We start from the raw sequence: 12004 nt of genomic DNA, 5'->3' as shown, positions 1-12004 counted from the left end.
CAAAGAAGTATGTATAATATTCTTTCCCGGCAAAAAGAGAATTAGGCGGCTATAAATCTTTTTCTATATAAGCCGCCAAGCTTCTTTTAAAAAACTTTCTCTCTCTTTTAACAAGAAAGTATACCTGACAAAAACTAAATTACTGTTACGATAACCATAGCCACAAAAATAATGGTTAAATATTGCAAAGAATAAACAAACATCAGTTTTGCCCACTTAATATCGTCTTTGATTTTATATCCATAAATCCCTAATGCAAGCCAACCAAGATTTAAAACGGTTGCAAGAATTAGAAATGGGATTCCTAATTTGGAAAGAAAAAAGGGAATTGGCAGTAACGCTGCCACCCAGAGAACAATGTGTAATTTGGTTGTTTTAAAACCCTTAACAACAGGCAGCATCGGTATACCTGCTGCTTCGTATTCTTTAGCTCTTCTCATTGCAAGAGCGTAAAAGTGAGGGGGCTGCCAAACGAACATAAGTATAAACAATGACCATGCCATTACATCGAGATTTCCATCAACTGCTGCCCAGCCAATCAGTGGAGGTACAGCTCCGGAAATACTACCAATAACAGTGTTTGAAACCAGTTGACGCTTGGACCACAACGTATAGAGGAAAACATAACTAAAAACTCCAAGCAGTCCTATTACTGTTGCAGTTATCGTAGTAAATAATAAAGACAGTGTTCCCAGACCTATTAGGCTAATACCTAATATAAGAACTTTTGAAGGTAGTATTTTTCCCGTAACCGTCGGTCTTTCCTTCGTCCTCTCCATCAAATGGTCAATATCACGATCTACATAATTATTGATAGCACAGGATCCTGCAATAATAAGAGATGATCCTGCGATTGTAAAAAATACAATATCAAGGTTATTGAGAAAGCTCTGACCTGTAAAATGAAGAGCCAGCCACAGGCCTGTAAAAGTCGTTATAAGGTTAGAATTTACAATTCCAATTTTGATTAAAGCTGTAAAGTCTTTCCATACCGAGTTTTTTACTATATCAGTTTGCAGGCCTGAAGCGTCACTTTCAATTGCCGACTCACCATAGCCCTTTGAATTGGACATAAATTCTCCTCCTAATTATTTATCACAAATATAGACAATCCGAGGCATATTGACACTTAATTCAATCCCGCCACAATTAATATTGAACCAAAAATAATCCTTGCGTTTCAATATTTAAGCTTACATTCATCATCTTTATAAGCTTAAATCGCTACATTTAGACGTGATTTCTGAAACACTTTCTCTGTATATTAAATCACACTTTCGAACATTTTTGTGAATTTTTTTCGAATAATTATTGAATAATTTATGACCGAACTGAATTTAAGATTATTATCTTACATTTTCCTAATTTTTCTTTTTAATGTACTTAAAAAAATTTTGTAGACTCTTAAAAACCATGTTGAATAAAGCCCTATAGTAAGTGGCAATCGTTTATCAAAGAAACAAAAAAATCGCTGCATATTATTTCTAACAGACCATATTTAATGAATTAATAGTTTTCACTATAATAATAGTGGAAATAAAAAATTATTCAGTAGACAACAGAATTTCAAAAAGTTATCCTAAATTTTGTGTGATATTGTGTCTTTTTAGGCTGTAATTCGTTATGCTTAGAAAAGCGGCTGCACCTTATTCAGGAGTTAAAGCTAAACATTGAAAATTGCTTTTCCATGCTTTTTTCAACTATTATAATGTCAAGATTATCCAATGACAAATAATTGAACTTTTATTAAGAAGGTGAATTTTTTGCGACGTTCTTTAAAGTGGTTAGCGGTCGCAACTACAATCGGAATGATTTTTGTTCTAATTGGCGGAGCACTTGTAACCAAAACTGGATCGGGTATGGGGTGCGGAAGAACCTGGCCTTTATGCCACGGTCAATTTTTGCCAACGCATATTACCTCTCAATTAATTGTTGAGCTGGCTCATAGACTCGTTTCCGGTGCTGTTGGAATGATGGTTCTTATTTTATCTGTTTGGACCTGGAAGGCGATTGGGCATATACGAGAAACAAAATTTCTCTCTTTTCTCTCATTTTTCTTTTTACTGCTTCAAGGATTAATCGGAGCAGCAGCTGTAAAATGGGGACAATCTAGCTTCGTTCTTGCACTGCATTTTGGAATTTCACTCATTTCTTTTTCTGCCGTATTATTACTTACCTTATTAATTTTTGAAATCGATAAGAAATTTGATGCGGAAAAGCTTTACATCGATAAACGAATGGGGTTTCATATTGTTGCTGTCTCAATTTACAGCTATGTCGTCATCTATTCAGGTGCACTGGTACGGCATACGAAAGCAAGTCTTGTATGCAGGGATTGGCCTTTATGTTTGAACGACGCACCAACTTTACCGCACAATCTGTATGAGTGGGTCCAAATGGGACATCGGACCGCTGCAGGAATCATATTCATCTGGATTGCATATATAACCTATTTAACAATTCGTTATTATAAAGACCAAAAAGTCCTTTACTGGGGTTGGATTATCTCATTCAGCCTCGTTTCCTTGCAAGTAATTGCCGGTGCATCAATTATTTTTAGCCGCCTTAATCTGTACATTGCTTTATTACATGCCTTCTTTATTACTTGTTTATTTGGAGTATTAAGCTATTTTCTCCTTCTATATTCCAGATCAAGGAAAAATAATAAGTATAAAGAAATATAAATAAAAAAGTTGCCGTATACGCGGCAACTTTTTTATTTATATAGAGAAAACCTTCCCATCTTTTTGATGCTCTTTAATTAGTTTCTGGTCCTGTTTATTTTTATATTTCTTTTCGTATTTTACGAACATTGATATGTTAACTAGGATACCTGTAGCAAGTGCTAACTGTAATAGCGAAGAACCTCCGTAACTTACAAATGGCAGCGGAACCCCGGTAAGTGGAATAACCCCTGAAACACCTGCCAAATTAATAAATGACTGAATGCCTACCATACTTGATATTCCAATCGCAAGTAAGCTTCCAAATGGGTCCTTACATTGAAGAGCAATGTAAATGCCTCTTAAAACAATATAGCCTAATAAAAGAATGACAACTCCGACTCCCCAAATTCCCAGTTCCTCGGCAATAATCGCCATGATGAAATCTGTATGTGATTCAGGAAGGTAACCAAGCTTCTGAATACTTCTACCTAGACCTAATCCGTTTATTCCTCCAGAGCCGATGGCGATATACGAATTTGCTAAGTGAAATCCGGCATTTTGTGCAGTTGCAAACGGGTCACTTAAAACAGTAAAACGGTCGAGACGCTTTACGGAAAAAATTTTGTTCCATAAAACAAGGATAACAGGTGTTATAAGAATTAAAACCATTAACATTAGTTTCATGATATTTTTTAAATTCATGCCGGAGGAAAAAATAATTGTTATCGCAATTAAAGCAATAATTAATGCTGTACCGAAGTCAGGCTGAATGGCAATAAATCCGCAAGCAAGGATAAGATAAGCCAATGGCGGAAGAACTCCCTGATTAAACTTATTAATATATTGCTGTTTTTTAGCATAAACGGCAGCCAAATAGATTATTACACAAAGCTTTACAAATTCTGAAGGCTGTATGCTTAATGGACCTATTTTAAACCAGCTTTGCGCATTACCGGCAACATGTCCAAAAACAAAAAGTCCGAAGAGCCCTACAAGTGAAATCATTACCATAGGCAATAAAAATTTTGTGCTTTTCAAAGCCTTATAAGGAAATGCTGCAGTAAAAATAAAAACAGCTGCAGATCCTAACATAAATAATTTTTGTTTTTGGTAAAAATAATCACTGGCAACGCCATATCTTTGTACTGCATAAGCCATGCTTGCACTATAGACCATAATTAAACCAAACGCTGACAAAAGGAAAATCGCGAGGATTAATGAATAATCATAGGACTTTAGAATTTTTTTAACCATTAATTCTTCCCCATCTTTTCAAGATTGATATTTATAACTACTATTATAATAGAAAATCCACGTTAATACTTGAGGAAAAGCTACTGAGTTAAACATTTTTAAAGGATATTAAAAAGAAGAATATGAAATGGCAATTTCTTTATTACTATTAAAAAAACTCAAACAATATAAGGACATTGTTTGAGTTTTTATGCTCCTATTTTCTTATGGATGCATCATGCAGTACAGATAATTCTCTTTCTAATTTATCTAAAATTGCTTTTCCATCCTTAACATCAATTAAGCCCAGTCTAACCGCAAAATCTATCTCTCTTGATAATCCAAACATTTGTGTATCTAACACCTCTTCATAAAGAGGGCATTGAGGCATCGTGAGATTGTCCATTTGCACTTTTATAAGCTTTAAAATTTTTTCAGCGTCAGCCTGTAAGATGGCATATGCTTTTTCCTGATGATCCACGATTATTTCAGACGCCAACATTGATCCCCCCATTTCAGAGCGATTACTCAACTTATCTATAAATTTTACCTTTTAGAGCTGAAAATTGCAAGAACAATGAGATAATGACTTTATCTCAAAAACACGCTATACTTATTTATTGTTAGGAAGTGGAGGAATGGAAATGGAAAATATCATTATAATTTCCGGTCGTGTTAAATATACGATTACACTAGATCCCGGAGTTTGGATTTTTGATGACCGCAGGGTTGATTTGAAGACTTATTTTACTTCTAAACAAGAAAATGCTAATGAATTAGAAGAGTATACGAAAGCGGTTTCTAAACATTGGGATCGTGAAATTGTCGAGGGTGCAGTATACCCCCCTACCTTAAAAACCGAAAAGAAATTTGAAAAAGAAAAGGTTTTAACAGGAACCTTCGGTATTCCTATAAAACCTTTTTTAACTAATGCAGAGCCCTTTCATGATGCATCTTCTTTAATAATTAAAAGTTCAGATGGCGATGTAGAATTACCAATTGACAAGGCCAACGACCTAATACTTGGTTTTTCAAATAACGGAAAGCCTATAACTGTTGATGGACCTGTGTATATTTATTTTAGAGATGGATCGAACCGACAGAAGCCGATTAAAAACGTTAAACAATTTATTGTTAAATAAATACGGGTGTCCAATTGACACCCGCTTTTTTACCTTTGATTTTTATAATAAATCAGCTGCCAATCTAGCCAATCCTGATCTTTCGCCTTTTAATAGTTTCACATGGCCGGAAATTTCTTGATCCTTAAATCTTTCGACCACATAGGTTAGTCCATTATTGTATGCATCTAAATATGGATGATCGATCTGTTCAGGATCTCCCATTAGTACAATTTTGCTGCCTTCTCCAACACGAGTTAATATCGTCTTGACTTCATGTTTGGTTAGGTTTTGTGCTTCATCGATGATTATGAATTGCTTTGGAAGACTTCTGCCGCGAATATAGGTCAATGCTTCAACCTCAATAGAACCCATTCCTGCTAAAATGGCATCAAGCTCGCCAGGCTTTTTGGTATTAAAAAGGTATTCTAGATTATCATAAATAGGCTGCATCCACGGTCTAAGTTTCTCCTGCTTTTCCCCCGGCAAAAAACCAAGGTCTTTTCCCACCGGTACAATTGGTCTTGCAACGAGCAGCTTTTTATATTCCTTTAAATCTTCCGTTTGCATTAATCCCGATGCCAATGCAAGAAGTGTTTTTCCTGTTCCTGCTTTCCCTATTAGCGTTACGAGTGGAATATCCTTTCGGAGCAATAACTCGATTGCCATTGTTTGCTGAACATTGCGCGGATGAATTCCCCAAACATGCTCCTGATTTAATATAAGTTTTTTTACCTTCTTGCTTGTTTTATCTACCGCACCAATTGCAGAAGCCGAACTTCCAAGAGCATCCTTCATAATCAAAAATTCATTAGGATAAAATGGGTGATTAGCAATTTCCGAGAGAAAAAGCTCCCCCTTTTCATAAAATCTCCCTAAAAGTTCAACAGGTAAATAAACCTCTTGAAATCCTGTGTAGATATGATCAACTTCGACAACCCGATCACTCAAAAAATCTTCAGCGTGTAAGCCAATTGCATCTGCTTTTACCCTGACAAGTGTATCTTTGCTAACAAGAATAACAGGCTTACCATCCTCTTTCGTTTGTTCTTCTAAGAATAAGTTCTTAGCTACCGCCAGTATACGGTTATCATTTGTCTTTTCAATAAAAATTTCCTGTAATTCATGAAAGCTACGATGATTTAATTCAATTCTTATGGTTCCCCCATTTTCAAGCGGGATTTTTTCATGCAGTTTTCCTGAGGACCTAAGTCCATCAATTAATCTTGATACATGTCGCGCATTTCTCCCCACTTCATCCATGTACCTCTTCTTTGAGTCCACCTCTTCGAGAACCACTGCGGGAATGACTACTTCATTTTCTTCAAAAGAGAAAATGGAATACGGGTCTTGTAACAAGACGTTTGTATCTAACACGTATATTTTACTCAAAGCGACGCCCCCGCTTCACTTGTTGTTTGGCTTGTTTATTCTGGCTGGAATAAACCTTTTGCCAGATAGGACTTTGGTAAAATATATGTTTATTGGAATAAAGATAGAAGGAGTTCCGCAGAATAAATGTTAGTAAAACCATTCAAATCAGAAATGAAATTTTGCAAAATGCCTCTTATTGTTAACCATTTAAAAAGCTCTTGGAGGTGGACATCGGATGAAAAAGATATTGATACCAACTGCGTTATTATTAATTTTAGCCGGATGCAGCACTAATAAAGATATACAAAACAATAAGAATCAAAATTTAGTTAACGTAAAAAACAGTTATATCGAAAATGTTGACCGAAAAACAGGACAGGAAATTTCTAAACGGCTAGTCATGCTGGCTACTAGTATTCCCAATGTGAAGGATGCAACTGCAGTAGTGCTTGGGCCTTATGCTATTGTTGGAATTGATGTAAACTCTAAGCTGGAACGTTCTCAAGTCGGATCCATTAAGTACTCTGTTGCTGAAAGCTTAAAAAAGGACCCCTACGGTGCAAAGTCAATCGTTGTTGCTGATGCGGATACTGCCCAAAGGTTAAAAGAAATATCAGCAGATATAAAAAAGGGCAGACCGGTCCAAGGAATTATGGAGGAATTAGCAGACGTTGCGGGACGATTGATGCCTGAAATACCTGGAGATTTAATAACACCTAATCCTAAAAATGCTACCGACAAACAAAATAATAAGCTTCCGGCAAACGAGCAAAAGAATTTAAAACGGCAGCAGGAGGAACAATCCAATAATAAAAAATAAAAGCTTAGTTGAAAACTAAGCTTTTTTCATGGCATCCATTACCTGTTTATCCAATTTTGCAGCAGCATCTTTATCATATGTTTTATCATACTGGGGTTCGGTGACAATTTTTGACCCATAAAACATAACGTCCCTTACAGCTTGAATGCTTACTTCAACCAGTGCAAGCTTTAAAGGAACATCATTAATTCTTTCTTCTTTGATTTGAGCTTCTCCCTGAATTGAATATGTAGATTCATTTGCAATTATATTAAGCACTGCTTGGTTATTTTTTTTGATATTTTCTAAAATTCTTGAACGATTATCAACAGCAAAATAAATAGTACTGTCGTCTTTTGCTAACACCCAGGAAATAGCACTAACATTAGGGCCTCCAGTTTCATAATCAACCGTTGCTAAAGTCACGAATCTTTCTTTTTGAAGTTCATCGTATAACGGTTTAATAAGCTTTGGTTCAACCTGATTTACCATTTTTACAACCCCTTAATTTATTTTGAAGCTCTGTTTAAAAAACAGTTATTCTCATATTACTACTATCGGTTTTTTTCATCAACCTAAACACAATTGATTTACCTACTGTCCATGTGCCATGATATACTATAGATAACTTTCGGATATAAAGAATTAATATGAGGTGCTTAATGAGAGTAAAATGTGTAATCTGCGATAAAATTGAAGGAATTGAAGACGAATCCTTGGAAGCCAAGCGCCTCAGGAATCGTCCTATCCATACATATATGTGTAATGACTGCAGCTTAAGAATTTCTGAAAAAACAAAAGCACGTATCGATTCAGGTAATTTTCGATTTTACCGTGCACGGTCTGAGAAGGATGATTGGTAATAAGAAAAGTGAAAAACCTCAAGTTTCTCCCTAATTGGAGGAACTTGAGGTTTTTTTAATCTTCCAGTGGATAATTTTGATATTTTTCAGGCTCTTGATTAATTTGGTTCAGCATGACTTCAATTAATTCACGAGGAAAGCGTGTTTTCTTTGTTTCTCCACCATGAAGATATGAAACATAGTACATGGTCTCATCCATCGTAACATCAATTTCTGAAACCTGATGCTCCCTCGTTAATTTCTCATCAAAAAGATCCTTTGTATCCCTGGCCGCTGTGTCATCAGGACGGGCGTCACAAACGACCTTAATGGTAAGCCAATTATATAATACATCCTGTAAGGATTTCATTCAGGTAAAACCCCCGTTATTTAGCCTCAGCCTGCTGTTTTTTCGATTGATGTAAGCGAATTTTATATATTATTAAAATCAATGCAGCAACAACAAGCCCCTCTGCAACAGGTAAAAAGATTCCTAAAAAAGTGAGAAGTGTACAACCAACACATAAAAAGATATATATTACAATTGATTTTCCCAGCGGTAATTTCTTAGCAAAACCAAGTTTGTACACCACAATGGAAAGAGCCACTATAGTTAAATAAAGAAGCCACATTCCTAGTTTTGGCTGTTCGCTAACTTTATAAAGAGCAGCAAAGAAGGATAGGCGCTCTGCAACATTCACATCCAAAACCTCCTCAATCAGAAAGAAGTTAACTCATTTCAGCGTATTTTTTCTTTTTCGCCATTCTTTCACGTTCATTTTTATCAAGTATTTTTTTACGGAGACGAATGGATTCAGGAGTTACCTCACAATATTCATCCTCATTCAAATATTCCAGCGATTCTTCTAACGTCAGAATGCGCGGCTTTTTAATGACAGATGTCTGATCTTTGTTAGCTGATCGAATATTCGTTGCTTGTTTTACTTTTGTAATATTAACAGTGATGTCATTTTCGCGAGTGTGCTCTCCCACGATCATTCCCTCGTAAATTTCTGTTCCCGGCTCGACGAATATTGTTCCGCGATCTTCTACTTGCATTATGCCATACGTAGAAGCTTTTCCTGATTCCATGGAGACTAATACACCCTGACGTCTGCCGCCAACTTGCCCTTGCAGCATCGGCTGGTAGCTATCAAATGTATGATTGATAATTCCATAACCGCGAGTCATCGTTAAGAACTCGGTTGTATATCCGATTAGACCGCGTGCCGGCACATTAAAGATTAAGCGGACTTGACCAGTACCGTTGTTTATCATGTCGATCATTTCACCTTTACGAGCACCAATTGATTCCATTACAGAGCCGGTATGTTCTTCAGGAACATCGATTTGAACCCTCTCAACCGGTTCACAGCGAACGCCGTCTATTTCTTTTACGATTACTTCAGGCTTAGAAACCTGAAGTTCATAGCCTTCACGACGCATGTTTTCAATTAAAATCGATAAATGAAGCTCACCGCGGCCTGAAACAATCCAAGCATCCGGTGAATCTGTATTATCTACCCGTAAACTTACATCCGTTTGCAGTTGCGCACGAAGTCTTTCTTCAATCTTTCTTGATGTTAAATACTTTCCTTCTCTACCTGCAAAAGGGCTGTTATTTACAACGAAAGTCATTTGAAGTGTCGGCTCGTCAATTCTTAAAATCGGCAGGGCATCTTGATGCTCAATTGGACAAACTGTTTCACCGACATTAATATCTTCCATTCCGGAAACTGCGATCAAATCGCCTGCTTTTGCTTCTTGAATTTCTTCGCGTTTTAAACCAAAAAAGCCAAAAATTTTGGTGACACGGAATTGTTTTACGGAACCGTCTAATTTCATTAACGCTACCTGTTGCCCTACTTTCATCGTTCCGCGGAAAACACGGCCAATTCCGATTCTGCCGACATAATCATTATAGTCAAGCAATGCTACCTGGAATTGAAGCGGTTCATCACTATTGTCAACGGGTGCCGGAATGTGTTCAACAATCGAGTCATACAAGGATTGCATGTTCTCATCTTGTTTTTCAGGATTAGTACTAGCTGTTCCATTTATTGCAGATGCATAAATGACCGGGAACTCAAGTTGATCTTCCGTTGCTTCAAGCTCGATGAATAAATCGATTACTTCATCAATTACCTCAGCCGGGCGAGCAAAGTCACGGTCGATTTTATTCACAACAACAATCGGTGTTAGATTTTGCTCTAAAGCTTTTTTCAAAACAAAACGTGTTTGCGGCATACATCCTTCATATGCATCGACTACGAGCAATACTCCATCAACCATTTTCATAATCCGTTCTACTTCACCGCCAAAGTCAGCGTGTCCGGGAGTATCCAAAATATTGATTCTTGTATCTTTATATTGAATCGCAGTGTTTTTAGCCAAAATGGTAATTCCGCGCTCTCTTTCCAGATCATTGGAATCCATTGCACGTTCTTCAACGTGCTCGTTGGAACGGAACGTCCCTGATTGTTTTAGCAATTGATCAACCAGTGTCGTTTTTCCATGGTCAACGTGGGCAATGATCGCGATATTACGGATATCTTCTCTTATTTTCAAAAAATTCACTCCTACCTCTATTCATAAAATAAAGCTATTTATAGTTTCCCTTATACAACTAAAACATTATACCACATTTAGAGTAGAAACCTAAAAGGTTTTTATGTAGAATGAAGGATGTAGGAAAAAACATTAATATTACCAAGCAGGAAAAACATTTTAAAAGCTTATTTCGATAACAGTGGGGGATATAAAAATGAAACAAATAAAATGGATATTTGTTGTGTATGCCATTCTCGCTGCCGCAAGTATTATGGGAATTGGAATCGCAATAGCTGAAAAAAGTATTATTGGCGCATTAGGTTGTATTATGGCTGTCATACTTATCATGGGGATGGGATTTAAAACCAAAAGAAAAATGCGTGAAAATGGTGAATTATAAGACAAAGAAAAAGCGCCCATGAAGGGCGCTTTTTCTTTGTCTTACCACTTTCCTTCCTTTAAATAATCCCTTAAAATTGTTTGATGGAGTCCGGGCTTAGCAACTAGCAGTGAATCTTGCCCAAGATAATCAAGTTTCCTACCCCTTAAATTAGTCACAACACCGCCTAATTCTTCAACAATCACAGAACCGCCGCTAACGTCCCAAGGAGCTAATCTTAATGAAATATAGGCGTCGATTCTGCCGGTTGCTACAAACACCATCTCAAGTGCGGCCGTTCCGTATGATCTTGTTCCACGGGCATCTCTGGCAAGAGGTATCATTAGATTGTGATCAATACGCTTATTTTCCATTACCCATGTAGCATTTAAGGCAATAATTGCTTCTTTTACAGTTGTTTCATTAAGCTGGGGCAAGGGCATACCGTTCATGTATGCCCCCCTTCCACGAATTGCATGATACAACTCATCATGTACAACATCGTAAACTAGACCTATTTTTCCGATTCCATTCTCATATACACCTAGTGAAATGGCAAAGTTTCTTTGCTGATGAATAAAATTCATCGTTCCATCAATTGGATCGATCAGCCAAACTATTCCCTCGTGACTGGTAAATTCATCTCCAAATCCTTCTTCCCCCATAATTTTATGATTTGGATATACCCCTCTTATTTTACTAATAAAAAATTGTTCGATCTCTTTATCGATATTCGTAACCAAATCATTAGGATTAGTTTTTGTTTGTATATTTAGCGTCTTATCAAAAGAAGACCTAATTTTTTCCCCTGCTTCTTTTACCCATTGCTTGGCAAGGGCATCGATGCTTTCCCAATTCATAGAAATCCTCCTTTTTACCGAAATTTTTTCACATTCCATTCTATGTAACAACTTAGAAAAAAAGAGTGGTACCTCTAGCTTAATCAAAATGGTTTAACCCATCAACTATTAGACTTCCCTCACTATGATCAATTTTTACTTGTGATTTCCATTTTGGAAAAATAATAAACGAACTCCCTT

Annotated in this window: 14 protein-coding genes; 5 read left to right on the top strand and 9 right to left on the bottom strand. The window is 36.6% G+C overall.

Annotated elements, in window-relative coordinates; all coding sequences use genetic code 11:
- Window positions 1–134 precede the first annotated feature (134 nt).
- Window positions 135–1073, bottom strand: coding sequence for a heme o synthase (cyoE, locus tag J2S10_RS08000; RefSeq protein ID WP_307406233.1), 939 nt, complete (start codon window positions 1071–1073; stop codon window positions 135–137).
- 690 nt (window positions 1074–1763) lie between these two features.
- Between cyoE and J2S10_RS07995 the strand changes: the two genes are divergently transcribed.
- Window positions 1764–2684, top strand: coding sequence for a COX15/CtaA family protein (locus tag J2S10_RS07995; RefSeq protein WP_307406231.1), 921 nt, complete (start codon window positions 1764–1766; stop codon window positions 2682–2684).
- Between the two features lie 36 nt (window positions 2685–2720).
- On the opposite strand, the gene J2S10_RS07990 is transcribed toward J2S10_RS07995, so the two are convergent.
- Together J2S10_RS07990 and J2S10_RS07985 are read right to left on the bottom strand one after the other, a co-directional pair.
- The gene (locus J2S10_RS07990; protein ID WP_307406229.1) at window positions 2721–3920 is read right to left on the bottom strand and encodes an FtsW/RodA/SpoVE family cell cycle protein; all 1200 of its coding nucleotides are present in this window, start codon (window positions 3918–3920) and stop codon (window positions 2721–2723) included.
- Between the two features lie 196 nt (window positions 3921–4116).
- A complete protein-coding gene (locus tag J2S10_RS07985) occupies window positions 4117–4398 on the bottom strand; it encodes a YlaN family protein (protein ID WP_307406227.1) in 282 nt (93 codons plus the stop codon).
- Window positions 4399–4543: 145 nt separating this feature from the next.
- Between J2S10_RS07985 and J2S10_RS07980 the strand changes: the two genes are divergently transcribed.
- Entirely contained in the window at window positions 4544–5041 is a 498-nt protein-coding gene (locus tag J2S10_RS07980; RefSeq protein ID WP_307406225.1) for a peptidyl-prolyl cis-trans isomerase, read from the top strand.
- A gap of 42 nt (window positions 5042–5083) precedes the next feature.
- On the opposite strand, the gene J2S10_RS07975 is transcribed toward J2S10_RS07980, so the two are convergent.
- Window positions 5084–6412, bottom strand: coding sequence for a PhoH family protein (locus tag J2S10_RS07975; protein WP_307406223.1), 1329 nt, complete (start codon window positions 6410–6412; stop codon window positions 5084–5086).
- Between the two features lie 217 nt (window positions 6413–6629).
- Here J2S10_RS07975 and J2S10_RS07970 point away from each other — a divergent pair, with 217 nt between their 5' ends.
- Window positions 6630–7214 (top strand): YhcN/YlaJ family sporulation lipoprotein, encoded by a 585-nt coding sequence (locus tag J2S10_RS07970; protein WP_307406220.1) that lies wholly within the window; start codon window positions 6630–6632, stop codon window positions 7212–7214.
- A gap of 15 nt (window positions 7215–7229) precedes the next feature.
- Here the strand turns inward: J2S10_RS07970 and J2S10_RS07965 are convergent, their stop codons facing one another.
- Complete coding sequence (locus tag J2S10_RS07965) at window positions 7230–7685, bottom strand: pyridoxamine 5'-phosphate oxidase family protein (RefSeq protein WP_307406218.1); 456 nt, start codon at window positions 7683–7685, stop codon at window positions 7230–7232.
- Window positions 7686–7855: 170 nt separating this feature from the next.
- On the opposite strand from J2S10_RS07965, the gene J2S10_RS07960 reads away from it, so the two are divergent.
- Complete coding sequence (locus J2S10_RS07960) at window positions 7856–8056, top strand: YlaI family protein (protein WP_307406216.1); 201 nt, start codon at window positions 7856–7858, stop codon at window positions 8054–8056.
- Between the two features lie 55 nt (window positions 8057–8111).
- Here J2S10_RS07960 and J2S10_RS07955 read toward each other — a convergent pair whose 3' ends face one another.
- From J2S10_RS07955 to typA, 3 genes are read right to left on the bottom strand one after another with little or no spacing between them, the layout of a single operon-like run.
- Window positions 8112–8405, bottom strand: a complete 294-nt coding sequence (locus J2S10_RS07955) for a hypothetical protein (protein WP_307406214.1) — start codon at window positions 8403–8405, stop codon at window positions 8112–8114.
- Window positions 8406–8421: 16 nt separating this feature from the next.
- Window positions 8422–8736, bottom strand: coding sequence for a YlaH-like family protein (locus J2S10_RS07950; protein WP_307406212.1), 315 nt, complete (start codon window positions 8734–8736; stop codon window positions 8422–8424).
- A 28-nt stretch (window positions 8737–8764) separates the two neighbouring features.
- Window positions 8765–10603, bottom strand: coding sequence for a translational GTPase TypA (gene typA / locus J2S10_RS07945; protein WP_307406208.1), 1839 nt, complete (start codon window positions 10601–10603; stop codon window positions 8765–8767).
- A gap of 196 nt (window positions 10604–10799) precedes the next feature.
- On the opposite strand from typA, the gene J2S10_RS07940 reads away from it, so the two are divergent.
- Window positions 10800–10985 carry a YlaF family protein gene (locus J2S10_RS07940; protein ID WP_307406206.1) on the top strand — a complete coding sequence of 62 codons (186 nt, stop codon included), beginning with the start codon at window positions 10800–10802 and terminating at the stop codon, window positions 10983–10985.
- Between the two features lie 41 nt (window positions 10986–11026).
- Here J2S10_RS07940 and J2S10_RS07935 read toward each other — a convergent pair whose 3' ends face one another.
- Window positions 11027–11824 (bottom strand): inositol monophosphatase family protein, encoded by a 798-nt coding sequence (locus tag J2S10_RS07935; protein WP_307406203.1) that lies wholly within the window; start codon window positions 11822–11824, stop codon window positions 11027–11029.
- Window positions 11825–12004: the final 180 nt, after the last annotated feature.

This window comes from Neobacillus ginsengisoli, assembly GCF_030813055.1.
The sequence above is the reverse complement of the archived record's forward strand: the minus strand, read 5'-3'. Positions and strand labels throughout refer to the sequence as shown.